The sequence below is a fragment of the Pseudomonas sp. FW300-N2A2 genome, from assembly GCF_017351735.1.
Lineage (GTDB): Bacteria > Pseudomonadota > Gammaproteobacteria > Pseudomonadales > Pseudomonadaceae > Aquipseudomonas > Aquipseudomonas migulae.
Map to the genome: position 1 here is coordinate 1 of NZ_JACNDU010000042.1, position 24,086 is coordinate 24,086.

Consider the following 24,086-nt stretch of genomic DNA (forward strand, 5'->3'; position numbering starts at 1 on the left):
CATAGCCGCCGTTACCGCAAAAATGGATATGTACGCCAGAGGAGGGGAAAAACAGCAGAACCAAACCCCACAAACGCAAAAACGGCACCCGAAGGTGCCGTTTCTGTTTTCTACGATCTACTGCTAAGCGATCAACCCGCCAGACCAGCCTGTTGAACCAGAGCCAGCAACGGCTGCGGATACAGCCCGAGGAAGAACGCCAGTACGGCGATGGCCAGCAGCATCACGCCGCCTGCACGTTGTTCCCAATGCAGTTGCGCATCGTGGCGACGCAGGTTTGGCTCCATCAGGTACAGAGTGACCATGACGCGCAGGTAGTAGAAGACGCCGATGGCGCTGCCCAGTACCAGGGAACCGACCAGCCACCACTGGTGCGACTCGACACCGGTGGCGATGATGTAGAACTTGCCGATGAAGCCCGCGGTCAGCGGGATACCGGCCAGGGACAGCATCATCACGGTCAGGACGGCGGTCAGGTACGGACGGCGCCAGAACAGGCCGCGGTATTCGTACAGGGCATCCGCGTCACGGCCGTTGTACGGCGAGGACATCAGGGTGATCACGCCGAAGGCGCCGAGGCTGGTGATCACGTAGGTGACCAGGTACACGCCGATGGCTTCCACGGCCAGACCCTTGCTCGCCACCAGGGCGATCAGCAGGTAGCCGAAGTGCGCGATGGACGAGTAACCCAGCAGACGCTTGAGGTTGCTTTGGGTCAGGGCCAGCAGGTTACCGAACAGGATCGAGGCGATGGCGATGATGGTCAGCACGTCGCTGAGTACACCGCTGCTCGCCGCTGGCGAGATCTGGAACAGACGCACCATCACCGCGAACACAGCGACTTTGGAAGCGGTCGCCAGGAACGCCGCCACCGGTGCCGGAGCACCTTCGTAAACGTCCGGGGTCCAGAGGTGGAACGGTACCAGCGACAGTTTGAACGCCAGGCCGATCAGCATCATGCCCAGGCCCATCTGCGCCAGGGAGCTTGGCAGACCGGTGGCCGCGAGGGCCTGACCGATACCGACAAAGCTCAGGCTGCCGGAATCGGCGTAGAGCAGGGCCATACCGAACAACAGGAACGCGGAACCGGCGGCCGACAGCACCATGTACTTGATACCGGCTTCCAGCGAACGCTTGTTGAAGAAGGCGTAGGCCACCAGACCGTAGACCGGCACCGAGAGCAGTTCCAGGCCGATGAACAACCCGGCCAGGTGCTGCGCGCTGACCAGAACCAGGCCACCGGCGGCGGCCATCAGGATCAGCAGGTACAGTTCTTCGCGGTTGCCCGGGTAACCCGAACCGCCATCGCCGAGGTAGGCGTGGGCGAGGGTCACACAAGCGAGGGTGGCGACCAGGATCAGCGCCATGTACAAGCAGGCAAAGCTATCGATCTGCAGCAGTGGGGTCACGGCCAATGGCGCGACTTTCAAGGCTGGCAGGATCGACAGCAACGCCAGGTTCAGGCCCGCCACGGAAATCAGGAAGGTCTGCGAGTGGTTGCGGCGCCAGGCAATCGCCAGCATCACCACGATGATCGTGGCGCTGGTGATCAACAACGGCGCTAGCGCGATAAAGTGTTGAGTCGTGAATTCCATAGCGCTCTTACCGGGCCGAAGCGAGTTGAGTGAAGGCGGTGCCGAGCCATTGCTGCACGCCATGCATCGTCGCAGCAGAGGTATCGAGGAACGGTTGCGGGAACACGCCGATGTAGATCAGCAATGCCGCCAGACCGACCACCATGATCAGTTCGCGACCGTCCATGCCATGCAGCACCGCGTCCGATTTGGCCGGACCGAAGTACGCACGGTGGATCATGATCAGCGAGTAGACCGAACCGAACACCAGACCGGACGTCGCGATGATGGTGACCAACGGTGCAGCAGGGAAGGTACCGATCAGGATCAGGAACTCACCGACAAAGTTACCGGTGCCCGGCAAGCCCAGCGACGCGGCTGCGAAGAACAGGCTGAGGGCTGGCAGGTAAGCGATCTTCGACCACAGGCCACCCATTTCACGCATGTCGCGGGTGTGGGTACGCTCGTACAACTGACCGCTCAGGATAAAGAGTGCCGCGGCCGACAGACCGTGCGCCAGCATCTGCATCACCGCGCCCTGCAGCGCCAGTTGGCTGCCGGAGTAGATGCCGATCAGTACGAAGCCCATGTGGGAAACGGACGAGAAGGCAATCAGACGCTTGATGTCGGTTTGTGCGAAGGCCAGGAACGCGCCGTAGAAAATCCCGATCAGACCGAGGGTCATGGCGATCGGCGCAAACTCGGCCGACGCATTCGGGAACAGCGGCAGGGCGAAACGCAGCAGACCGTACGCAGCGGTTTTTAACAAGATACCGGCCAGGTCGACGGAACCTGCGGTCGGCGCCTGGGCGTGAGCATCAGGCAACCAGGAGTGGAACGGTACGACTGGCAGCTTGACCGCGAAGGCGATGAAGAAACCGAGCATCAGGATGTACTCGGTGGTCAGCGACATCTTGGTTTTCAACAGGTCGGCGTAGTTGAAGGTAATCACGCCGGTGTCGTTGAAGTTGACCAGTACCAGACCCAGGATCGCCACCAACATGATCAGGCCGGAAGCCTGAGTGAAGATGAAGAACTTGGTCGCCGCGTAGATCCGGGTTTTCTTGCCGTCTGAAGAACTGTGACCCCAGAGCGCGATGAGGAAGTACATCGGCACCAGCATCATTTCCCAGAAGAAGAAGAACATGAACAGGTCGAGGGCGAGGAACACGCCGACGACACCGCCCAGGATCCACATCAGGTTCAAGTGGAAGAAGCCAACGTGACGTTGAATCTCTTTCCACGAGCAGAGTACCGAAAGCACACCCAGCAGACCGGTCAGCATGATCATCAGCAGCGACAGGCCGTCGAGGGCCAGGTGCACGCTGATGCCGAAGCGCTCGATCCAGATGTGCTTGAACTCAAGCGCCCAGGTCGGGTCGGCGCCAGGCGCCGGGGCAAATGAATAGTCACCGGTGGCCCACAGCCAGAGGCCGAGGGAGAGCAACAGGGACATGGTGATCAGCGCAATCCAGCGGGGGAGGGTGGCGCCGAAGCGCTCACCCATCCAGCACAGCAGGCCGCCGATGAAGGGGATCAGGATTAGCCAAGGCAGAATCATGACGGGCTCAATTCCTTTCGCAAGTTCGCAAGGTTCATATTCAGACCGCTACCAGCACGATGGCGCCGATGACCAGCACGGAGCCGGCTGCCATCGATGCCGCGTACCAACGCAGTTGACCGGTTTCGGTACGGCTCAGGGCGGTGTGACCGCCTTTGGCCATACGCGGGATCAGACCGATGGTCTGGTCGAGCGGGTCTTTGCGCAGTACATGGCTGATCGCCAGGTATGGCTTGACGAACAGTTTGTCGTAGATCCAGTCGAAGCCCCAGGCAGCGAACCACCAGGCCGAAAGGAAGCGGCCGATGCCGCTGTTGGCGATTGCAGTAACGAAACGACGCTTGCCGAGGAACAGCAACGCGGCCAGCAGGATACCGGCCAGGGCGATGGCGCCCGAGGCGATTTCCAGACTGTGCTTGGCTTCGCCGCCGGCGTGGCCGACGCTTTCCGGCAGCACACCGTGCAGCGGCGGAACGATCATCGCGCCAATGGCGGTGGACAATACGATCAGCACCGACAGTGGCAGCCAGTGAGCGATGCCGTGACCGGCGTGCGCTTCGGTCTTCACTTCACCGTGGAACGCGATGAAGATCAGGCGGAAGGTGTACAGCGAAGTCATGAATGCGCCGACCAGACCTGCGTACAGCAGACCCTGGTTGCCGCTGGCAAACGCTTCCCACAGGATTTCGTCCTTGGAGTAGAAGCCTGCGGTTACCAGTGGCAGGGCCGCCAGGGCCGCGCCGCCGACGATGAAGCTGGCGTAGGCCAGTGGCAGTTTCTTCCACAGGCCGCCCATCTTGAAGATGTTCTGCTCGTGGTGGCAGGCAACGATCACCGCACCGGACGCAAGGAACAGCAGCGCCTTGAAGAAGGCGTGGGTCATCAGGTGGAAAATCGCGCCATCCCATGCGCCAACGCCCAGCGCCAGGAACATGTAGCCGATCTGGCTCATGGTCGAATAGGCGAGGATACGTTTGATGTCGGTCTGAACCAGTGCCGCGAAACCGGCGAGTACCAGAGTCACGCCGCCAACGATGCCCACCAGGTGCAGGATTTCCGGCGCCAGGGTGAACAGGCCGTGGGTACGGGCGATCAGGTAGACACCGGCGGTCACCATGGTCGCGGCGTGGATCAGTGCCGAAACCGGGGTAGGACCGGCCATCGCATCCGCCAGCCAGGTTTGCAGTGGCAGTTGCGCGGATTTACCGACAGCGCCGCCCAGCAGCATCAGGGTGGCCATGACCATCCAGAAGTCGCCGGCCTGGAATTTCTGCGGTGCCAGCACCAGCAGTTCCTGGACGTTCAGCGTGCCCAGTTGGGCGAACAGGATGAACAGGCCGATGGCCATGAACACGTCGCCGATGCGGGTCACGATGAAGGCTTTGAGTGCGGCGTTACCGTTGTTGCGGTTGCTGTAGTAGAAACCGATCAACAGGTACGAGCACAGGCCCACGCCTTCCCAGCCGAAGTACAGGAACAACAGGTTATCGCCCAGGACCAGGAACAGCATGCTGGCGATAAACAGGTTGGTGTAGGCGAAGAAACGCGAGTAACCGGCTTCACCGCGCATGTACCAGGACGCGAACAGGTGGATCAGGAAGCCGACACCGACGACTACACCGAGCATGGTCAGGGACAGACCATCCAGGTACAGCGCGAAGTTCGGCGTGAAGCCTTCCACCGCCATCCACTGCCACAACACCTGGGTGTAGTGACCGCCTTCAGGTGGCGCGACGTTGAACTGCCAGATCACGTAAGCGGTGACGATGGCAGACAGGCCGATGGAACCGACGCCGATCAGCGCCGACAGGTTTTCCGAGAGGCGTCCACGGGAGAACGACAGCAGCAGGAAACCGATGAGAGGGAATACGAAAGTCAGATAGAGAAGATTCATCCGCGCATCTCACTGGCAGCGTCGATATCGAGCGTGTGGAAGCGGCGATACAGTTGCAGCAGGATCGCCAGGCCGATACTGGCCTCGGCGGCTGCCAGGCTGATCACCAGGATGAACATGATCTGTCCATCCGGCTGCGCCCAGCGGCTACCGGCAACGATGAACGCCAAAGCGGAGGCATTCATCATGACCTCCAGGCTCATCAGCACGAAGAGAATGTTGCGGCGGACCATCAGGCCGACCAGACCGAGGCAGAACAGGATGCCGGCGACCGCCAGACCATGCTCCAAAGGGATAGCAGGCATCGTCATTGCTCCTTGGCTTCGTTACGGCCCAAGTGGAACGCCGTCACGGCTGCGGCGAGCAGCAGCATCGAGGCGAGTTCGACCACCAGCAGGTACGGACCGAACAGGCTGATGCCCACGGCCTTGGCGTCTACGGTGGTGTGGCCGACGGCCTGGCCGCTCTGGTGGGAGAACAGCACGTACAGCAGTTCAGCCAGCAGCAGGGTGCCGAGAATCACCGGGCCGAGCCAGATGCCGGGCTTGAGCCAGACGCGCTCTTGCTGAACCGAGGCGGGGCCCAGGTTCAGCATCATCACCACGAACACGAACAGCACCATGATGGCGCCAGCGTAGGCGATCACTTCCAGAACACCGGCAAACGGTGCGCCGAGGGCAAAGAACGTCATGGCCACGGCGATCAGCGAAATGATCAGGTAGAGCAGGGCGTGCACAGGGTTGGTGTGGGTGATCACGCGAAGCGTGGACACCACAGCGATACCCGATGCGAAATAGAAAGCGAATTCCATCTTTCTTCCTTAAGGCAGCAAGCTCTTCACGTTGATCGGTTCGGCTTCATTCTGCGCGGAGCCTTTCGGCTTCCCGGCAATCGCCATACCTGCAACACGATAGAAGTTGTAATCAGGGTTTTTGCCGGGGCCGGAGATCAGCAGATCTTCTTTCTCGTAAACCAGGTCCTGACGTTTGAACTCGGCCATCTCGAAATCCGGTGTCAGCTGGATCGCGGTGGTCGGGCAGGCTTCCTCGCAGAGGCCGCAGAAAATGCAGCGCGAGAAGTTGATGCGGAAGAAGTCCGGGTACCAGCGACCGTCTTCGGTTTCAGCTTTCTGCAGCGAGATGCACCCGACCGGGCACGCCACGGCGCACAGGTTGCAGGCTACACAACGCTCTTCGCCATCAGGGTCGCGGGTCAGGACGATACGGCCACGGTAGCGCGGCGGCAGGTAGACCGGTTCTTCCGGGTACTGCAGCGTGTCGCGCTTGCGGAAGGCGTGGCCGAAAATCATCACCAGGCTGCGAAGCTGGGTGAAGAAGCCATGCACGATGTCAAATATGTACTTCATGATTCTCTATCCTCACTGAGCCGCGACGGCGGGCGTGTTGAGCAACACGATCGCAGCGGTCACCAGCATGTTGACGAGGGTCAGCGGCAGGCAGAACTTCCAGCTGAAGTCCATCACTTGGTCATACCGTGGGCGCGGAATCGAGGCGCGCAACAGGATGAAGATCATGATGAAGAACGCGGTTTTCAGCGCAAACCAGATGAACGGGATCTGCGGCAGAATGTTGAACGGACCGTGCCAGCCACCGAAGAACAAGGTCACCAGCAGCGCCGAAATCAATACGATGCCGATGTACTCGCCGACGAAGAACATGCCCCATTTCATGCCGGCGTATTCAATGTGGTAACCGTCAGCCAGTTCCTGCTCCGCTTCCGGCTGGTCGAACGGGTGACGGTGAGTCACGGCGACGCCGGCGATGAAGAAGGTCAGGAAACCGAAGATCTGCGGAATGATGAACCACAGGTTCTGCGCTTGATATTCAACGATGTCGCGCATGTTGAACGAGCCGACCTGGATCACGATGCCCATCAGCGACAGGCCCATGAACACTTCGTACGACACGGTCTGTGCCGAGGCCCGCAAGCTGCCCAGCAGGGCGAACTTGTTGTTACTCGACCAGCCGGCGAACAGCACCGCGTAGACCGACAGACCGGCCATGGCGAAGAAGAACAGGATGCCGATGTTGATGTCCGCCACGCCCCAGGTCGGGGTGATCGGGATGATCGCGAAGGCAATCAGCAGGGCGCTCATGGCCACGACCGGTGCCAGGGTGAAGATCATCTTGTCGGCGAACGGCGGGGTCCAGTCTTCCTTGAAGAACATCTTGATCATGTCGGCCGCGATCTGGAACGCGCCGAACGGGCCGACGCGGTTCGGACCGTAACGGTCCTGCCAGAGGGCGAGCAGACGACGCTCGACCCAGCTCAGCAGCGCGCCGCACACCACCACGGCGAGCAGAATCACGATGGCCTTGAGGACCGCGATGATCACGTCAATCACTTCAGGCGTGAACCAGGTCATTGAGCTGCCTCCTGCAGACCGTCAACGGATTTGCCAAAGATCGCTGGCGGAATGCCCGCGATACCGGCCGGCAATGCGACCAGGCCAGCACCCAGCTCTTCGTTGATGCGCAGCGGCAGACGCAGGGTCTGGCCGGCAACGTTCAAGCTCAGCAGGGCACCGTCATTGACACCCAGGCGATCCGCTTCGGACTTGGCCAAAGCGACGTAGGCGGCCGGGATGCGTTCCTGAACCGGTGCGGCTTTCGAAGAGTTCTCTTCGCTGCCGAGCAGGTGGAAGAACGGCACGACCTGCCAGGTGCCCGGCGCCGGGTTGAAGGCGCGCGGAACAGCCGAGAACCAGTTCAGCGAATCACCGGTGCTTTCGATCAGGCGGGTGCCCGGGTCGCCAGCGCGGATGTGACCACCGACTTCGTCCTGGAACTTGTTCCAGGCTTGCGGCGAGTTCCAGCCCGGAGACCAGGCGAAAGGCACTTGCTGACGCGGTTCGGCCGAGCCCGAGTAACCTTCCATGGAGAAGGCGAACGCGGTGTCCTTGTCTTGCGGGGTACGCGGTTCGTGCACGTTGATGTCAGCGCGCATGGCGGTACGACCCGAATAACGCAGCGGTTCACGGGCAAGCTTCATGCCCTTGATGCGGAACGAGGCGGACGGTGCGGCATCGACGATGCGGTTCAGTTGCGGCGTGCTTGCAGCGACGGCAGCGGTGACGTGGTCCAGTTGGGTCCAGTCGATCGGCTGGTTCAGCAAGGTAGCGCGCAGGGCATGCAGCCAGCGCCAGCCTTCGTGAACCAGGATGCTCGCGTCCATGTACTTCGGATCGAAGACCTGGAAGAAGCGCTGGGCGCGGCCTTCCTGGCTGACCAGCGTACCGTCGCCTTCAGCGAAGCTGGCGGCTGGCAGAACCAGGTGCGCGCGATCGCTGGTGGCGGTTTTCTGGTGGTCGGCAACGATCACCACTTTCGCGGCGGTCAGGGCGGCATCGACACGGGCTTTGTCGGTACGGGTGTACAGATCGTTTTCCAGCACGACGATGGCGTCGGCCTTGCCATCGATCACCGCTTGCAGCGCGGCGTCGACCGATTCGCCACCGAGCATGGCCAGGCCGAGGCTGTTGGCCTCTGGCACGATCAGGCTGATAGAACCGTTCTTCTCGCGCAGCTTCAGGGCTTTGGCGATGTTCGCGGCGGCTTCGATCAATGCTTTGGAACCCAGCGAGGTACCGGCAATGATCAGTGGACGCTTGGCCGCGAGCAGGGCGTCGGCAATGCGCTTGGCCAGTTCGAGGGCTTCGGTGTCGAGGCCTTCAACGGCTGGGGCGCTGGCGTCGAGGGCGTGAGCCACGGCGAAACCGATGCGCGCCAGGTCATCTGGAGCGGCGTGAACGCACTCTTCGGCGATGTCGTCGAGCTTGGTTTCAGCCAGGCTGGCGATGAACAGCGGGTTCAGCTCGTGCTGACCGATGTTCTTCACCGCAGCGTCGAGCCAAGGCTGAACGCGCATGGAGTCGGCCATGTCTTCGGCCTTGCCCTTGACCGATTGACGCAGGGACAGCGCCATACGGGCGGCGGTCTGGGTCAGGTCTTCGCCGAGGACGAAGATGGCGTCGTGGTCTTCGATGTCGCGCATGTTCGGGATCGGCAGCGGGCTGTCTTTGAGCACCTGCATGACCAGACGAATGCGTTCCAGCTCGGCGGCTTCGATACCGGAGTAGAAGTGCTCGGCGCCGACCAGCTCGCGCAACGCGTAGTTGCTTTCGAGGCTGGCACGCGGCGAACCGATGCCGACGATGTTGCGACCGCGCAGCAGGTCAGCCGCTTTATCCAGCGCTTCGTCGAGGCTCAGCTTGGTGCCGTTGGCCAGCAGAGGCTGACGCGGGCGGTCTTCGCGGTTGACGTAGCCATAGCCGAAACGGCCACGGTCGCACAGGAAGTACTGGTTGACCGAACCGTTGAAGCGGTTTTCGATCCGACGCAGTTCGCCGTAACGCTCGCCCGGGGAGATGTTGCAACCGCTGGAGCAGCCATGGCAGATGCTCGGCGAGAACTGCATGTCCCACTTGCGGTTGTAGCGCTCGGAGTGAGTCTTGTCGGTGAACACACCGGTCGGGCAGACCTCGGTGAGGTTGCCGGAGAATTCGCTTTCCAGTACGCCGTCTTCAACGCGACCGAAGTACACGTTGTCGTGGGCGCCGAACACACCAAGGTCGGTGCCGCCAGCGTAATCCTTATAGAAGCGCACGCAGCGGTAGCAAGCGATGCAGCGGTTCATTTCGTGGGAGATGAACGGGCCCAGTTGCTGGTTCTGGTGGGTACGCTTGGTGAAGCGATAACGGCGCTCGTTGTGGCCGGTCATCACGGTCATGTCTTGCAGGTGGCAGTGACCGCCTTCCTCACAGACCGGGCAGTCGTGCGGGTGGTTGGTCATCAGCCATTCAACAACACTGGCGCGGAAGGCCTTGGACTCTTCATCTTCGATGGAGATCCAGGTGCCGTCGGTGGCAGGGGTCATGCAGGACATGACGATGCGACCGCGGGTGTCGTTCTCGTCGGTGTACTGCTTGACCGCGCACTGGCGGCAAGCGCCAACGCTGCCAAGGGCAGGGTGCCAGCAGAAATAAGGGATATCGAGGCCTAGCGACAGACATGCCTGTAACAGGTTGTCTGCCCCATCGACTTCGAGCTCTTTGCCGTCTACGTGGATAGTGGCCATGGTTCAAAGTTCTTCGTTGGCCCGGTGTCAGCGGGCGTGGCTAATGGAATCTTGTTATTCGCGTGAATCAACACAGCCGTTCAAGGCGTCATCACACGAGAAGGCGAACGGCACGGACCGTTCGCCTTTTTTAAGCGTTAAGCGCCGACTACGATCGGCCTTGCCAGAGGCGGGACGACGGCGCTGACAGGCGCGATGCCGGCTTCGAACTCATGGCGGAAGTATTTGATTGCGCTGCCCAATGGCTCCACGGCACCCGGTGCGTGAGCACAGAAGGTCTTGCCTGGGCCGAGGAAACCGACCAGACCCAGCAGGGTCTCGATGTCGCCTGGCTGGCCTTCGCCGTTCTCGATGGCCATCAGCAGCTTGACGCTCCATGGCAAGCCATCGCGGCAAGGGGTGCAGAAACCGCAGGATTCGCGGGCGAAGAACTGCTCCATGTTGCGCAGCAGCGAAACCATATTGACGCTGTCGTCCACCGCCATGGCCAGGCCGGTACCCATACGGGTGCCCACTTTGGCGATGCCGCCGGCGTACATTTGTGCGTCCAGGTGTTCAGGCAACAGGAAGCCGGTACCGGCGCCGCCTGGCTGCCAGGCCTTGAGCTTGTAACCGTCGCGCATGCCGCCGGCGTAGTCTTCGAACAACTCGCGACCGGTGACGCCGAATGGCAATTCCCACAGGCCCGGGTTCTTGACCTTGCCGGAGAAGCCCATGAGCTTGGTGCCCATGTCTTCACTGCCTTCGCGAGCCAACGATTTGTACCAGTCCACGCCATCGGCAATGATCGCCGGGACGTTGCACAGGGTTTCAACGTTGTTCACGCAAGTCGGCTTGCCCCACACGCCAACGGCGGCAGGGAAGGGCGGCTTGGAGCGCGGGTTGGCGCGGCGGCCTTCGAGGGAGTTGATCAGTGCAGTTTCTTCACCGCAGATGTAACGCCCGGCGCCGGTGTGGACGAACAGCTCGAAATCGAAGCCGCTGCCCAGGATGTTCTTGCCCAAAAGGCCAGCTGCCTTGGCTTCTTCCACGGCACGGTTGAGGTGCTTGGCGGCGGTGGTGTATTCGCCACGCAGGAAGATGTAGCCACGGTAGGTTTTCAGCGCGCGGGCACTGATCAGCATGCCTTCGATCAGCAGATGGGGCAGTTGCTCCATCAGCATGCGGTCTTTCCAGGTGTTCGGCTCCATTTCATCCGCGTTGCACAGCAGGTAGCGGATATTGATGGATTCGTCTTTGGGCATCAGGCCCCACTTCACGCCCGTGGGGAAGCCTGCACCGCCGCGACCTTTCAGGCCGGCGTCTTTCACGGTCTGGACGATGTCGTCCTGAGCCATGTCGGCGAAGGCCTTGCGCGCAGCCGCGTAACCGTTCTTGGCCTGGTACTCGTCGAGCCAGACAGCTTCGCCGTCGTCACGCAGACGCCAGGTCAGCGGGTGAGTCTCGGCCGAACGCTTGATGCGGTTGGCAGGACCGAAGGAAGTCAGGGTCATACGTAGCCCTCGAGCAATTTGGCAACGCCGGCAGGCTGCACATCACCGAAAGTGTCGTCGTCGATCATCAACGCCGGCGCCTTGTCGCAGTTGCCGAGGCAGCAGACCGGCAGCAGGGTGAAACGACCGTCGGCGGTGGTCTGGCCCAGGCCGATGCCGAGTTTGCTCTGGATTTCGCTAACTACCGATTCATGGCCGCCGATGTAGCAGACCATGCTGTCGCAGACTCGAATGATGTGGCGACCGACTGGCTGACGGAAGATCTGGCTATAGAAAGTCGCCACGCCTTCAACGTCGCTCGCCGGGATGCCGAGGATCTCGCCGATGGCGTAGAGCGCGCCGTCAGGCACCCAGCCACGTTCCTTCTGGACGATCTTCAGGGCTTCGATCGACGCCGCGCGCGGGTCTTCGTAGTGATGCAGCTCGTGCTCGATGGCCGAGCGCTCGGTTTCACTCAAGGTGAAACGGTCTGTCTGGATAAGCGTGCTGTTCATGCTTAGCGGTCCACGTCGGCCATAACGAAATCGATACTACCCAGGTACGCAATCAAGTCCGCGACCATGCTGCCTTTGATCACCGAAGGGATCTGCTGCAGGTGCGGGAAGCTTGGGGTGCGAATCCGGGTGCGGTAGCTCATGGTGCCGCCATCGCTCGTCAGGTAATAACTGTTGATGCCCTTGGTCGCTTCGATCATCTGGAAGGATTCGTTGGCCGGCATGACCGGGCCCCACGAAACTTGCAGGAAGTGCGTGATCAGGGTCTCGATGTGCTGCAGCGTGCGCTCTTTCGGCGGCGGCGTGGTCAGCGGGTGATCCGCCTTGTACGGGCCTTCCGGCATGTTGCGCATGCACTGGTCGATGATCTTGATGCTCTGGCGCATTTCTTCGACGCGCACGATGCAGCGGTCGTAGGCATCGCCATTGGCGGCCAGCGGCACTTCGAATTCGAAGTTCTCGTAGCCCGAGTATGGACGCGCTTTACGCAGGTCGAAGTCGCAACCGGTCGAACGCAGGCCTGCACCGGTGACGCCCCATTCGAGGGCCTCTTTGGTGTTGTAGGCAGCGACGCCGATGGTCCGGCCACGCAGGATGCTGTTGTCCAGGGCGGCTTTCTGGTATTCGTCCAGACGCTTTGGCATCCACTCGACGAAGTCTTTCACCAGTTTTTCCCAGCCGCGCGGCAGGTCGTGCGCGACGCCGCCGATGCGGTACCAGGCCGGGTGCAGACGGAAGCCGGTAATGGCTTCGATCACCGTGTACGCCTTCTGGCGGTCGGTGAAGGTGAAGAACACCGGGGTCATGGCGCCGACGTCCTGGATGTAGGTACCCAGGAACAGCAGGTGGCTGGTGATCCGGAAGAACTCGGCCATCATGATGCGGATGACGTCGACCTTCTCGGGCACCTTGATGCCGGCCAGCTTCTCGACCGAGAGCACGTACGGCAGGTTGTTCATCACGCCGCCGAGGTAGTCGATACGGTCGGTGTACGGGATGAAGCTGTGCCAGGACTGACGCTCGGCCATCTTCTCGGCACCACGGTGGTGGTAGCCGACGTCAGGCACGCAGTCGACGATCTCTTCACCGTCCAGCTGCAGGATGATGCGGAACGCACCGTGCGCGGAAGGGTGGTTGGGACCGAGGTTGAGGAACATGTAGTCCTCGTTCGCACCGGAACGCTTCATGCCCCAGTCTTCAGGCTTGAAGCGCGCGGCTTCTTCCTCAAGCTGTTGCTTGGCCAGGTTCAGGGTGAACGGGTCGAACTCGGTGGCACGGGCCGGGAAGTCCTTGCGCAGCGGGTGACCTTCCCAGGTCGGCGGCATCATGATGCGGGTCAGGTGCGGGTGGCCGGCAAAGTCGATGCCGTACATGTCCCACACTTCACGCTCGTACCAGTTGGCGTTCGGCCAGATCCCGGTGACGGTCGGCACGCTGAGGTCGCTCTCGGACAAGGCGACCTTGATCATCACGTCACTATTACGTTCGATCGACATCAGGTGATAGAACACGGTGAAGTCGGCGCCGCTTGGCAGCCCTTGACGCTTGGTGCGCAGACGCTCGTCCACGCCGTGCAGGTCATAGAGCATGACGTACGGCTTGGGCAGGTTGCGCAGGAAGGTCATCACTTCGACGAGTTTGGCGCGGGCAACCCAAAGCACCGGCATGCCGGTGCGGGTAGGCTGGGCGGTGAACGCCTCGGGGCCAAAACGGTTATTCAGTTCGACGACCACATCCTGGTCGTCTGCCTTGTAAGGCGGGATGTACAGAGCACTGCCTGTAGTCATGGTTATTTATCGCTTTCGGTCAACGTAAAGAATGAAGCCAGTGTCTCGTTCTATATAAGAAGCAGATCTGGATCAGACTTCGTCGGGGCTGCGCAGGTTGGTGACTGCGATTCGCTGTTCGCGGCGCTTGTCCTTCTCGGAAGGCATCTCGGCGCGATACACGCCTTGATCGCCAACGACCCAGGAAAGCGGGCGACGCTCCTGTCCAATCGACTCCTGCAAGAGCATCAAGCCTTGCAGAAAAGCTTCAGGACGAGGCGGGCAGCCAGGCACGTAGACGTCCACGGGCAGGAACTTGTCCACCCCTTGAACGACTGAGTAGATGTCGTACATGCCACCGGAGTTGGCGCACGAACCCATGGAGATGACCCATTTAGGTTCGAGCATTTGCTCGTAGAGACGCTGAATGATCGGCGCCATCTTGATGAAGCAGGTACCGGCGATAACCATGAAATCCGCCTGACGCGGCGATGCCCGGATAACCTCGGCGCCAAAGCGCGCGATGTCGTGGGGCGCCGTGAAGGCGGTGGTCATTTCCACGTAGCAGCACGAAAGGCCGAAGTTATACGGCCACAGGGAGTTCTTGCGCCCCCAGTTGATCGTGCCGTTAAGCACGTCTTCGAGCTTGCCCATGAAGATGTTTTTGTGGACTTGATCTTCTAACGGATCGGAAACGGTTTCCCGTTCGCCAATCGGATACTGCTCGTTAGGAGCATCGGGGTCGATCCTGGTGAGATTGTATTGCATTGCCAAAGCCTCATTGTTTCAGCTTCGCTTGCCGCTTACGACGAGCTTCCGGAGCCCAGTCAAGGGCGCCCACTCGGAATAGGTAGACAAGGCCTGCCAACAGAATTGCTATGAAAACGAGAGCTTCGACGAATCCGGTCCAGCCGCTTTCGCGGACGGACACAGACCAGGCAAAGAGAAAAAGGGCTTCGATATCGAAGATCACGAAGAGCATCGCGACCAGATAGAATTTGGCTGAGAGCCGCAAGCGGGCGCCACCTGTAGGTAGCATGCCGGACTCGAACGGTTCGTTTTTGCTGCGGCCCCAGGCTTTTGACCCGAGGAGGCTGGAGACGCCGAGCATGAAGGCGCAAAGGCCGACGACGCCCAGAAGGAAAATGGCAAAGCCCCAGTTGTGGGCCATGAGTCCTGTCGCTTCGGGCATGCTGGTAATCCTTAACAGAGAGCAAAGGTCTCTGAGCTTGAAAAAGAAACAAAGCAGTGACGATATGTCGCAGCAATCAATCCCGCTGATTTTATGGCACAACACCGTGCAAGTAAAATTCCTATAGCGAAATTATTTATAGGAATAAGGACATAGCGCACCTCCAAAGTCCCGCAGCCCATGCGTTGCGGGCATTAGCAGGCTTTTCATCAATTATGTTTTGTAGGGAATGTAACGAACATAGTTTGAGCTAAATGATAATCAATATTGTTTGAAGCGGTTTTCAAACTGTTTAACGGGTAGGTGGGTGGAAAGTTGTCTTATATGCGCGTTACTGCAAGTAGCGGGCGGCACCGTTTTACCCTGTTTTTCTGATCGTGAAACTGCGCTGGATCAAGGATTTTTCCTGAATCACCACCGTCCCCCTGTAGGAGCGAGGCTTGCCCGCGAAGAATGCGCTGCGGTCTACCTGACATGTCGCGGTGCATTCTTCGCGGGCAAGCCTCGCTCCTACAGGGGCCGTATCGTGTAAAAAATGAACGCAAAAAAAACGCCCCGAACCAGTCGGGGCGTCAGATGTGCGGCGTTGCGGTTAGCTTTTTATTCGGTCCGCAACGGCCGTTCGTTCAGGCGAAGCAGATCAGTGGAACTGTTCTTCTTCAGTCGAACCGGTCAGTGCGGTAACCGACGACGAACCGCCCTGGATCACGGTGGTCATGTCGTCGAAGTAGCCGGTGCCCACTTCCTGCTGGTGAGCCACGAAGGTGTAACCCTTGGCGGCGTCGGCGAATTCCTGCTCTTGCAGCTTCACGTAGGCAGTCATGTCGTTGCGGGCGTAGTCGTGCGCCAGGTTGAACATGCTGTGCCACATGTTGTGAATGCCGGCCAGGGTGATGAACTGGTGCTTGTAGCCCATGGCGGACAGTTCGCGCTGGAACTTGGCGATGGTCGCGTCGTCCAGGTTTTTCTTCCAGTTGAAGGAAGGCGAGCAGTTGTACGACAGCAGTTGGTCCGGGTATTCCTTCTTGATCGCTTCAGCGAAGCGACGGGCTTCGTCCAGATCCGGCTTGGCGGTTTCGCACCAGATCAGGTCGGCGTACGGAGCGTAAGCCAGGCCGCGAGCGATTGCTTGGTCCAGGCCAGCGCGCACTTTGTAGAAACCTTCCTGGGTACGTTCGCCAGTCACGAATGGCTGGTCGTACGGGTCGCAGTCGGAAGTCAGCAGGTCGGCCGCGTTAGCGTCGGTACGTGCCAGGATGATGGTCGGAGTACCGGCAACGTCAGCCGCCAGACGGGCAGCGGTCAGCTTCTGTACGGCTTCCTGGGTAGGAACCAGTACCTTGCCGCCCATGTGGCCGCATTTTTTCACGGAAGCCAGTTGGTCTTCGAAGTGAACGCCGGCGGCGCCTGCTTCGATCATACTCTTCATCAACTCGTAGGCGTTCAGTACGCCGCCGAAACCGGCTTCGGCGTCAGCCACGATTGGTGCGAAGTAGTCGATGTAGCCTTCGTCGCCCGGGCCCTTGCCGGCTTTCCATTGGATCTGGTCAGCACGACGGAACGAGTTGTTGATGCGCTTGACCACGGTTGGAACCGAGTCCACCGGGTACAGCGACTGGTCCGGGTACATCGATTCGGCGGAGTTGTTGTCCGCAGCAACCTGCCAGCCCGACAGGTAGATCGCCTGGATGCCGGCTTTGACTTGTTGTACAGCCTGGCCGCCGGTCAGGGCGCCCATGCAGTTGACGAAATCTTTCTCAGGACGGAAGGACGGCTTGGCGCCCTGGGTGACCAGGTTCCAGAGCTTCTCGGCGCCGAGTTTTGCAAAGGTGTGCTCAGGTTGAACCGAGCCACGCAGGCGGACGACGTCAGCAGCGGAGTAAGCGCGTGTCACGCCTTTCCAGCGTGGGTTTTCAGCCCAGTCTTTTTCGAGGGCTGCAATTTGCTGTTCGCGTGTCAGTGCCATGGAGATAAACCTCGTCGCGTCTTTTACGGAAAGTTGTTCTGCGGTGGAAAATTCATGCGCTCGCAGACCAGAAGCTTAGGCGGTCAAGTCGAATTCGGCGGGGTTGGCGACGGGATGAACGATGGGCTCGAGGGGAAGTGAGCAGGTAAGGGCGGACTGGCGAGCGCATTCGGGCGTCGTGGGCCTTTATACGAACTTCAGTGTGATGCCGGGTTACCTAAATACGCTTCCGTCCCTCGGGACAACTTCGTTCCAGTCGGCAACCTCGTCAAACACACCTTGTGGGCGGTACAGACACGAAACGGCTCGCGGGGTAGGTGCGAGCATCGCCTCGAAGGCCCTTGCCAGGGCCCCTGATTAGCGGGAGCGAGGCCATCATGCCTTCGCTTTTTTGGCTCGTCAAACGTTTTGTAGTGCTTTTTTTCGAGCACTACATCTTTGGTCTAATACGACTAATCAGTCAGTTTTTGGTGGTTTAGTCCAAAGTATCGACTTTCACCCGCAGGGTCATGTCATCCCGGCCCTGAGTCGAGTAGCTGCGGGTCATGCCCTGTTTGTCGGCCTGAGTCTGGTGATTCACACCGGCGAGGGTGATCCATTCGCCGAGGCGGCCGGTGACGGTTGTGTCGGTGCTTTGCACGTTCACTACATCGGGACGTTCCTGGCTCATGCGGTCACGGTTGGTACTGATCGACAGGTGAACGATGTCGCCGGTGACGCTGGCGGTGACATAGAAACCCTGGGTGACGTTGCGGTATTCGGTCTGGCTGCGGGGATCGCCATACGAATCGATCTGCGTGCTGGTCAGCGGCACGCTCTGGCCGACCTGGATCAGCGCCGGTGTGCCTTCGCTGGCCTGGACTTGCTGAATGCCGCCGTCACGGCTTTCGGTGCTGCGATTGATGATTCGGGTCTGGCTGGGTTTGGCGCCGTTCACCGAGTAACCCTGATCGCCCTGGAAGTTGTTTTCGTTGGTGTCGACGGTGATCAGCAGGCGCTTGGGCTGAGTGTCGAGTTGGGCGATAAGCGCTTTAAGTTCGTCGATCTTGCGCTGATCGGCATTGACGATCAGTTGGTTGCCGTAGGCGCTGACCTGGCCGTCCTTGCCGATAAAGTCCTGCGCCATCGGCAGCATGTCGGCGCTGGTGTGGTAGTTCAATGGCACGATCTCGGTGGCTGCCATGACCGAAAAACTGCAGGTCAGCAGCAGCGTGGTGAGCAGGGTGCGTAGGGACATATCCGTTATCTCCGGCCTTGAAGTTTGTGTGTAGGAGCCAGCTTGCTGGCGATGGTCGTCAACGATGACGCTGGAAGCCTGATATCCCGCGGCGCTCTCACGACCATCGCGAGCAGGCTCGCTCCTACAGGTCTTGAGTTTGCCAGTTTGTCGGCCCGGCGTGGGGCAAGTTGAATCCTAGACAGCAAAACGCCCCGGCATCCGAAAATGGCGGGGCGTTTTGTGGTGTGCTTTCGGGCCTCTTCGCGGGCAAGCCTCGCTCCTACAGGTTCAGTGTGATTCTGTAGGAGCGAAGCTTGCTCGCGAAGGCCGCGCCGCGGTTTAAGCGGAGTGCCGCACCATGTCCACATGCGGAATCCCGGCTTCCAGGAACTCCTCACTGACCAGGCTGAAGCCCAGGCGCTCATAGAACGCCGTCGCCTGTACCTGCGCGCTCAGCATCTGCTGCTTCAGCCCGCGCTTCTCGGCTTCGCCGATCACCGCTTGCATCAGCGCGTCGCCAACCTTCAAGCCGCGCCAGTCTTTCAGCACCGAAACCCGGCCAACATGCCCATCGGGCAGCAGGCGCGCGGTGCCAATCGGAAAGTCACCTTCGAAGGCCAGGAAATGCACCGCTGTTGCATCATCTGCATCCCATTCCAGTTCGGGCGGAACGGATTGCTCGGCGATGAACACCGTCTCACGAATGCGCCGGATCTCGGCGTTATCCTTTTGCCAGTCTGCGACACGTACGTGAATTTTATTCATCGGCAAACCCCAGGCTTCCTTGCTTGATCAGTTCGCAAATCAAGCCGCGACCGTCTTCGTCGCTCAGCCATTCGCCGAGGTTGTCGATGTGCAGCGCATCGGCGGCACAGATCAACTTCAGCAGATCGCGCAGTTTGCCCGGCAGATAACGGCTCTGACCGCTGGCGAACAGCAGCAGGTCGTCATCGACTTCGGACCAGGCCATGCGGGCGCTTGGGTTGCGGATCAGTACGGCGCCTTGCTCCAGGCTGGCAAGCAGGTCGTCTTCTTCGATTTCTTCAGGGCCGACCACCAGTTCCGGGTAGCGCGGTTCGGTCATGAACTGGCCGAACCAGGTCAGCAGCAGGCGTTCGTCGCTCATGTGCTCGGCCAGCAGGGCTTTCAGGCGATCGAGGGCGTCGTGCTGGATCTGATGCGGATCAACCGCCGGCAGGGCGTCGGCGTCGGTGTAACGCTCTTCGTCAGTCAGGAACTGGCTGAGGAAGTCGGTGAAGTGGGTCAGCACTTCAGCGGCGCTCGGTGCGCGGAAACCTACGGAGTAGGTCAGGCAGTCATCGACGGCCACGCCGCAGTGGGCCAGGCGTGGCGGCAGGTAGAGCATGTCGCCCGGTTCCAGGACCCACTCATCGGTGGCTTCGAAATCAGCCAGGATGCGCAGGTCCGCGTGTTGCAGCATCGGGCTGTCGGAGTTGCACATCTGGCCGATTTTCCAGTTGCGCTTGCCGTGGCCTTGCAGCAGGAACACGTCGTAGTTGTCGAAGTGCGGACCGACGCTGCCACCCGGCGCAGCGAAGCTGATCATCACGTCGTCGATGCGCCAGCTCGGCAGGAAGCGGAACTGTTCCAGCAGTTCGCTGACTTCCGGCACGAACTGGTCAACTGCTTGTACCAGCAGGGTCCATTCGGTTTCCGGCAGCTTGCTGAATTCGTCTTCGGCGAACGGGCCGCGGCGCAATTCCCAAGGGCGCTCGCCGTGCTCGATGATCAGGCGCGATTCAACTTCTTCTTCCAGCGCCAGGCCAGCCAGTTCGTCGGCGTCGATCGGGCTTTCGAAATCAGGGATCGCCTGACGGATCAGCAGGGGTTTTTTCTGCCAGTAGTCACGCAGGAATTCGCGCGCCGTGATGCCGCCCAGAAGTTGAAGAGGAATGTCAGGATTCATGTGTAACCTATTGAAAAAAAGCACTTTTCAGACGGGAATAAAAACGCCCGGCGCTGCCGGGCGTCTCAAACGGGTAAAGCGGTCGATCAGATGCGCTTGGCTTGCTCTACAGCGTTGCCGATGTAGTTCGCCGGGGTGAGCAGTTTCAGCTCGGCCTTGGCGGCGGCAGGCATGTCCAGCCCGTCGATGAAAGTTTGCAGCGCTTCAGGGCTGATGCCCTTGCCACGGGTCAACTCTTTCAGCTTCTCGTACGGGTTTTCGATGTTGTAGCGACGCATCACGGTCTGGATTGGCTCGGCCAGGACTTCCCAGCAAGCATCGAGGTCAGCAGCGATTTTCTGAGCGTTGAGCTCCAGTTTGCTGATGCCTTTGAGGCTGGCTTCGTACGCGATCACGCTGTGGGCGAAGCCGACACCGAGGTTGCGCAGTACGGTGGAGTCGGTCAGGTCGCGCTGCCAGCGGGAGATCGGCAGTTTGCTCGCCAGGTGCTGGAACAGTGCGTTGGCGATGCCCAGGTTGCCTTCGGAGTTTTCGAAGTCGATCGGGTTGACCTTGTGCGGCATGGTCGACGAACCGATTTCGCCAGCGATGGTGCGCTGTTTGAAATAACCCAGGGAGATGTAGCCCCAGATGTCGCGGTCGAAGTCGATCAGGATGGTGTTGAAGCGCGCGATCGCGTCGAACAGCTCGGCGATGTAGTCGTGCGGTTCGATCTGCGTGGTGTACGGGTTGAAGCCCAGGCCCAGCTCGTCTTCGATGAAGGCGCGGGCGTTGGCTTCCCAGTCGATTTCAGGGTAGGCCGACAGGTGAGCGTTGTAGTTGCCGACAGCGCCGTTGATCTTGCCCAGCAGCGGAACGGCAGCGACTTGAGCGATTTGACGCTCCAGACGGTAAACCACGTTTGCCAGTTCTTTGCCCAGGGTGGTCGGCGAGGCTGGTTGACCGTGGGTGCGCGACAGCATCGGCACGTCAGCGAAACGGATGGCCAGTTCGCGGATGGCTTCGGCAGTCTGGCGCATCAGCGGCAGCATGACGTCATCACGGCCTTCGCGCAGCATCAGGGCGTGGGACAGGTTGTTGATGTCCTCGCTGGTGCAGGCAAAGTGGATGAATTCGCTGACAGCCGCCAGCTCCGGCAGCTTGGCCGCTTGCTCTTTGAGCAGGTATTCGATGGCTTTGACGTCGTGGTTGGTGGTGCGCTCGATCTCTTTGACACGCTCGGCGTGCTCCAGAGAGAAGTTTTCCGCCAGGGTGTTCAGCACAGCGTTGGCTTCGGCGGAAAACGCCGGCACTTCGCTGATGGCAGGGTGAGCGGCGAGGCGCTGGAGCCAGCGCACTTCAACCAGCACGCGAGCACGGATCAGGCCGTATTCGCTGAAAATTGGGCGCAGGGCCTGGGTTTTGCCGGCGTAGCGGCCGTCAACAGGGGAAACCGCAGTGAGCGAAGAAAGCTGCATGGGGTGTTCTCGGACAGTCGGGCAACGAAATGGGGCGCGTATCATACATGAAAAAATCCGCCGGTCCGTTGCCAACTGACCAGCGTATTACGCGTTACTGACTACAAAACGGTGTTGCGGGCGCGGTTCAGCTGCTGCGCATCAGCGGGTAAAGCTCTTTCAGCAATTTGCGGCGGCTGACGACCAACTGCCAGCGATGACCGCCCAACTGCCGCCACAGGCGTGCCGAACGAATCCCGGCCAGCAACAGCGCACGGATCTTCGAAGCGTTGCTCGGCTGCTGCAGGTTGCGCATGTCGCCGTGAACCTGAATCCGTTGGCGCAAGGTGCTCAGGGTGTCCTGGTACAGCGCGCCGCAAGCGGCGATCACATTTTCGTGCGCCGGGCCGAAGTGTTCGACCTGGGACTGAATCTGCGGCAGGCGCTTGCCGATCACGTCGAGCATGTCGTTGCGCTTGGCCAGTTGACGCTCCAGCCCGAGCATTGCCAGGGCGTAGCGCAGCGGTTCGCGCTGCAGGGTGCTCGGGTCACGTTCAAGGGCGCCGATCAGTGCGCGATAACCTTCGCGCAGATTGATGTCGTCGCCGCCGTAGACTTCCAGCGTGTCCTTGGGGTCGCGAATCAGCAGGCTGCCAAGCATGCAGGTCAGGCCGGCTTCGCTGGTCTGGCCGGTCTTGGCGATCTTGTCGACAAGGACGGCGGCGAGAAACACGCCGCCCAGCGCCGTCAGTTGCTCCTGAGTGGGGCTCATTGCTGCTCGCCTTGAAGGGTGCCTTTGCTGGTCCACGGTTCCGCCACTTCAATCACGCCGCCGCCGAGGCAGATTTCGCCGTCGTAGAACACCACGGACTGACCTGGAGTGACCGCGCGTTGCGGCTCATCGAAGGTCGCGCGGTAGCCGGTGGCGGTTTTCTCCAGCGTGCACGACTGGTCGCTCTGGCGATAACGCACTTTGGCGGTCAGTTTGCGCGGCTCGCTCAGGTCGATCGGGTTGACCCAATAGATGTCGGAGGCGAGCAGGGCGCGGGAGAACAGGTAAGGGTGGTCATTGCCCTGGCCAACGATCAGTTCGTTGTGCTCCAGGTCCTTGATCAGCACGTACCACGGCTCGTCGCTGGCGTCTTTCAAGCCGCCGATGCCCAGGCCCTGACGCTGGCCGATGGTGTGGTACATCAAGCCGTGGTGGCGGCCGATGACTTCACCTTCGGTGGTTTTGATTTCGCCTGGCTGCGCCGGCAGGTACTGCTTGAGGAAGTCGCTGAAGCGGCGTTCGCCGATAAAGCAGATCCCGGTGGAATCCTTTTTCTTCGCGGTGGCGAGTTCGTATTTCTCGGCAATCGCCCGCACTTGCGGTTTTTCCAGCTCGCCGACCGGGAACAGGGTCTTGGCGATCTGTTCGCCGCCGACGGCGTGCAGGAAGTAGCTCTGGTCCTTGTTCGGGTCCAAGCCCTTGAGCAGTTCGGTACGGCCGTCGATGTCGCGGCGGCGCACGTAGTGGCCGGTGGCGATCAGGTCGGCGCCGAGCACCATGGCGTAGTCGAGGAACGCCTTGAACTTGATTTCGCGGTTGCACAGGATGTCCGGGTTCGGCGTGCGACCGGCCTTGTATTCGGCCAGGAAGTGCTCGAACACGTTGTCCCAGTACTCGGCGGCGAAGTTGGCGGTGTGCAGCTTGATGCCAATTTTGTCGCACACGGCCTGGGCGTCCGCCAGGTCGTCCATGGCGGTGCAGTATTCCGTTCCATCGTCTTCTTCCCAGTTCTTCATGAACAGGCCTTCCACCTCATAACCCTGCTCGATCAGCAGGAGGGCGGAAACGGAAGAGTCCACGCCGCCGGACATGCCGACAATGACGCGCTTCTTTTGTGTGTCAGAAGGGGCTGGATCACGCATAGGGATTCAATGAGTGTCTTGAAAAAGGACGCGATTCTAGCAGGCCGCAGCCCACAAGGCTAAAGAGAAGGGCGGATCAGTTCGAGGCCGAAGTGTTTACCGTCCAGATAATCATCGATACAACGGATGATCAGCTCACTGCGCCAGTTTGCGCGTTGTGCCAGCAGTTCGTCACGCGTCAGCCATTTTGCGCCGACGATGCCGTCATCCAGCTGATAGTCAGGGTGGTGCTTGAGCGCTTTTGCGATGAAGCAGACTCGCTGATACGTCACGCCGTTGCTGGGCGCGGTGTAGAGGTAAATGCCCACCACGCCGGTCGCCTCGACGTCCCAGCCGGTTTCTTCGAGGGTTTCGCGTACGGCGGCTTCGGTCAGGGTTTCGTTCGGGTCGAGGTGGCCGGCGGGCTGGTTGAGTACCGTCCGTCCGTGCTTGGTTTCTTCGACCATCAGGAAGCGACCATTGTCTTCGACGATGGTGGCGACGGTGATGTGGGGTTTCCAGTCCATAGATAGTCCTCAAATGTTGAAATGCGAAACCTGTAGGAGCCGGCTTG

The 24,086-nt window shown here is 60.4% G+C and carries 21 protein-coding genes; all 21 read right to left on the reverse strand.

Going from position 1 to position 24,086, the window contains the following annotated elements; translation table 11 throughout:
• Positions 1–131: 131 nt before the first annotated feature.
• The 21 genes from nuoN to J4E42_RS27595 all read right to left on the reverse strand — a co-directional run bounded on the left by nuoN (position 132) and on the right by J4E42_RS27595 (position 24,039).
• Positions 132–1,595: an NADH-quinone oxidoreductase subunit NuoN gene (nuoN, locus tag J4E42_RS27495; RefSeq protein WP_008032749.1), complete on the reverse strand. Its 1,464-nt coding sequence runs from the start codon at positions 1,593–1,595 to the stop codon at positions 132–134.
• A 7-nt stretch (positions 1,596–1,602) separates the two neighbouring features.
• The gene (gene nuoM / locus J4E42_RS27500) at positions 1,603–3,135 is read right to left on the reverse strand and encodes an NADH-quinone oxidoreductase subunit M (protein ID WP_207286631.1); all 1,533 of its coding nucleotides are present in this window, start codon (positions 3,133–3,135) and stop codon (positions 1,603–1,605) included.
• A 40-nt stretch (positions 3,136–3,175) separates the two neighbouring features.
• Positions 3,176–5,029, reverse strand: a complete 1,854-nt coding sequence (gene nuoL, locus J4E42_RS27505; protein ID WP_008032743.1) for an NADH-quinone oxidoreductase subunit L — start codon at positions 5,027–5,029, stop codon at positions 3,176–3,178.
• The gene (gene nuoK / locus J4E42_RS27510) at positions 5,026–5,334 is read right to left on the reverse strand and encodes an NADH-quinone oxidoreductase subunit NuoK (RefSeq protein WP_007940879.1); all 309 of its coding nucleotides are present in this window, start codon (positions 5,332–5,334) and stop codon (positions 5,026–5,028) included. Before nuoK ends, nuoL begins: the two co-directional genes overlap by 4 nt.
• A gap of 2 nt (positions 5,335–5,336) precedes the next feature.
• Complete coding sequence (nuoJ, locus tag J4E42_RS27515; protein ID WP_207286632.1) at positions 5,337–5,840, reverse strand: NADH-quinone oxidoreductase subunit J; 504 nt, start codon at positions 5,838–5,840, stop codon at positions 5,337–5,339.
• Between the two features lie 9 nt (positions 5,841–5,849).
• Positions 5,850–6,395, reverse strand: a complete 546-nt coding sequence (gene nuoI, locus J4E42_RS27520) for an NADH-quinone oxidoreductase subunit NuoI (protein ID WP_008032736.1) — start codon at positions 6,393–6,395, stop codon at positions 5,850–5,852.
• A 12-nt stretch (positions 6,396–6,407) separates the two neighbouring features.
• Positions 6,408–7,415: an NADH-quinone oxidoreductase subunit NuoH gene (gene nuoH, locus J4E42_RS27525; RefSeq protein WP_008032732.1), complete on the reverse strand. Its 1,008-nt coding sequence runs from the start codon at positions 7,413–7,415 to the stop codon at positions 6,408–6,410.
• A complete protein-coding gene (nuoG, locus tag J4E42_RS27530; protein ID WP_207286633.1) occupies positions 7,412–10,126 on the reverse strand; it encodes an NADH-quinone oxidoreductase subunit NuoG in 2,715 nt (904 codons plus the stop codon). The genes nuoH and nuoG overlap by 4 nt, the downstream gene beginning before the upstream one ends.
• Positions 10,127–10,263: 137 nt before the next feature.
• Positions 10,264–11,619: an NADH-quinone oxidoreductase subunit NuoF gene (nuoF, locus tag J4E42_RS27535; RefSeq protein ID WP_008032727.1), complete on the reverse strand. Its 1,356-nt coding sequence runs from the start codon at positions 11,617–11,619 to the stop codon at positions 10,264–10,266.
• Positions 11,616–12,113 carry an NADH-quinone oxidoreductase subunit NuoE gene (gene nuoE, locus J4E42_RS27540; RefSeq protein ID WP_008020715.1) on the reverse strand — a complete coding sequence of 166 codons (498 nt, stop codon included), beginning with the start codon at positions 12,111–12,113 and terminating at the stop codon, positions 11,616–11,618. Before nuoE ends, nuoF begins: the two co-directional genes overlap by 4 nt.
• A gap of 2 nt (positions 12,114–12,115) precedes the next feature.
• The gene (gene nuoC / locus J4E42_RS27545; protein ID WP_008032726.1) at positions 12,116–13,900 is read right to left on the reverse strand and encodes an NADH-quinone oxidoreductase subunit C/D; all 1,785 of its coding nucleotides are present in this window, start codon (positions 13,898–13,900) and stop codon (positions 12,116–12,118) included.
• A gap of 72 nt (positions 13,901–13,972) precedes the next feature.
• Positions 13,973–14,647: an NADH-quinone oxidoreductase subunit B family protein gene (locus J4E42_RS27550; protein ID WP_008032725.1), complete on the reverse strand. Its 675-nt coding sequence runs from the start codon at positions 14,645–14,647 to the stop codon at positions 13,973–13,975.
• Positions 14,648–14,657: 10 nt separating this feature from the next.
• Positions 14,658–15,071 carry an NADH-quinone oxidoreductase subunit A gene (locus J4E42_RS27555; RefSeq protein WP_003223812.1) on the reverse strand — a complete coding sequence of 138 codons (414 nt, stop codon included), beginning with the start codon at positions 15,069–15,071 and terminating at the stop codon, positions 14,658–14,660.
• Between the two features lie 640 nt (positions 15,072–15,711).
• A complete protein-coding gene (aceA, locus tag J4E42_RS27560) occupies positions 15,712–17,037 on the reverse strand; it encodes an isocitrate lyase (protein ID WP_008032724.1) in 1,326 nt (441 codons plus the stop codon).
• A gap of 475 nt (positions 17,038–17,512) precedes the next feature.
• Positions 17,513–18,274 carry a secretin N-terminal domain-containing protein gene (locus J4E42_RS27565; RefSeq protein WP_008041242.1) on the reverse strand — a complete coding sequence of 254 codons (762 nt, stop codon included), beginning with the start codon at positions 18,272–18,274 and terminating at the stop codon, positions 17,513–17,515.
• A gap of 321 nt (positions 18,275–18,595) precedes the next feature.
• The gene (locus tag J4E42_RS27570) at positions 18,596–19,021 is read right to left on the reverse strand and encodes a GNAT family N-acetyltransferase (protein ID WP_017339601.1); all 426 of its coding nucleotides are present in this window, start codon (positions 19,019–19,021) and stop codon (positions 18,596–18,598) included.
• A complete protein-coding gene (locus J4E42_RS27575; RefSeq protein ID WP_008041240.1) occupies positions 19,014–20,183 on the reverse strand; it encodes a cupin domain-containing protein in 1,170 nt (389 codons plus the stop codon). The genes J4E42_RS27570 and J4E42_RS27575 overlap by 8 nt, the downstream gene beginning before the upstream one ends.
• An 86-nt stretch (positions 20,184–20,269) precedes the next feature.
• Entirely contained in the window at positions 20,270–21,640 is a 1,371-nt protein-coding gene (gene purB / locus J4E42_RS27580; protein WP_008032719.1) for an adenylosuccinate lyase, read from the reverse strand.
• A 127-nt stretch (positions 21,641–21,767) separates the two neighbouring features.
• Positions 21,768–22,391, reverse strand: coding sequence for a high frequency lysogenization protein HflD (gene hflD / locus J4E42_RS27585; protein ID WP_192419115.1), 624 nt, complete (start codon positions 22,389–22,391; stop codon positions 21,768–21,770).
• Positions 22,388–23,533, reverse strand: a complete 1,146-nt coding sequence (mnmA, locus tag J4E42_RS27590) for a tRNA 2-thiouridine(34) synthase MnmA (RefSeq protein WP_008041236.1) — start codon at positions 23,531–23,533, stop codon at positions 22,388–22,390. The genes hflD and mnmA overlap by 4 nt, the downstream gene beginning before the upstream one ends.
• A gap of 59 nt (positions 23,534–23,592) precedes the next feature.
• Positions 23,593–24,039 (reverse strand): NUDIX hydrolase, encoded by a 447-nt coding sequence (locus J4E42_RS27595; RefSeq protein ID WP_008032714.1) that lies wholly within the window; start codon positions 24,037–24,039, stop codon positions 23,593–23,595.
• Between the last annotated feature and the right edge of the window lie 47 nt (positions 24,040–24,086).

Coding starts and splice junctions, on each gene's coding strand:
- J4E42_RS27570 (WP_017339601.1), bottom strand. CDS start 19,021: ATGAATAAAATTCACGTACGTGTCGCAGACTGGCAAAAGGATAACGCC.
- nuoJ (WP_207286632.1), bottom strand. CDS start 5,840: ATGGAATTCGCTTTCTATTTCGCATCGGGTATCGCTGTGGTGTCCACG.
- nuoI (WP_008032736.1), bottom strand. CDS start 6,395: ATGAAGTACATATTTGACATCGTGCATGGCTTCTTCACCCAGCTTCGC.
- purB (WP_008032719.1), bottom strand. CDS start 21,640: ATGCAGCTTTCTTCGCTCACTGCGGTTTCCCCTGTTGACGGCCGCTAC.
- nuoN (WP_008032749.1), bottom strand. CDS start 1,595: ATGGAATTCACGACTCAACACTTTATCGCGCTAGCGCCGTTGTTGATC.
- hflD (WP_192419115.1), bottom strand. CDS start 22,391: ATGAGCCCCACTCAGGAGCAACTGACGGCGCTGGGCGGCGTGTTTCTC.
- nuoG (WP_207286633.1), bottom strand. CDS start 10,126: ATGGCCACTATCCACGTAGACGGCAAAGAGCTCGAAGTCGATGGGGCA.
- nuoC (WP_008032726.1), bottom strand. CDS start 13,900: ATGACTACAGGCAGTGCTCTGTACATCCCGCCTTACAAGGCAGACGAC.
- J4E42_RS27575 (WP_008041240.1), bottom strand. CDS start 20,183: ATGAATCCTGACATTCCTCTTCAACTTCTGGGCGGCATCACGGCGCGC.
- J4E42_RS27555 (WP_003223812.1), bottom strand. CDS start 15,071: ATGCCCGAAGCGACAGGACTCATGGCCCACAACTGGGGCTTTGCCATT.
- J4E42_RS27565 (WP_008041242.1), bottom strand. CDS start 18,274: ATGTCCCTACGCACCCTGCTCACCACGCTGCTGCTGACCTGCAGTTTT.
- nuoL (WP_008032743.1), bottom strand. CDS start 5,029: ATGAATCTTCTCTATCTGACTTTCGTATTCCCTCTCATCGGTTTCCTG.
- J4E42_RS27550 (WP_008032725.1), bottom strand. CDS start 14,647: ATGCAATACAATCTCACCAGGATCGACCCCGATGCTCCTAACGAGCAG.
- aceA (WP_008032724.1), bottom strand. CDS start 17,037: ATGGCACTGACACGCGAACAGCAAATTGCAGCCCTCGAAAAAGACTGG.
- nuoF (WP_008032727.1), bottom strand. CDS start 11,619: ATGACCCTGACTTCCTTCGGTCCTGCCAACCGCATCAAGCGTTCGGCC.
- J4E42_RS27595 (WP_008032714.1), bottom strand. CDS start 24,039: ATGGACTGGAAACCCCACATCACCGTCGCCACCATCGTCGAAGACAAT.
- nuoE (WP_008020715.1), bottom strand. CDS start 12,113: ATGAACAGCACGCTTATCCAGACAGACCGTTTCACCTTGAGTGAAACC.
- nuoM (WP_207286631.1), bottom strand. CDS start 3,135: ATGATTCTGCCTTGGCTAATCCTGATCCCCTTCATCGGCGGCCTGCTG.
- nuoH (WP_008032732.1), bottom strand. CDS start 7,415: ATGACCTGGTTCACGCCTGAAGTGATTGACGTGATCATCGCGGTCCTC.
- nuoK (WP_007940879.1), bottom strand. CDS start 5,334: ATGCCTGCTATCCCTTTGGAGCATGGTCTGGCGGTCGCCGGCATCCTG.
- mnmA (WP_008041236.1), bottom strand. CDS start 23,533: ATGCGTGATCCAGCCCCTTCTGACACACAAAAGAAGCGCGTCATTGTC.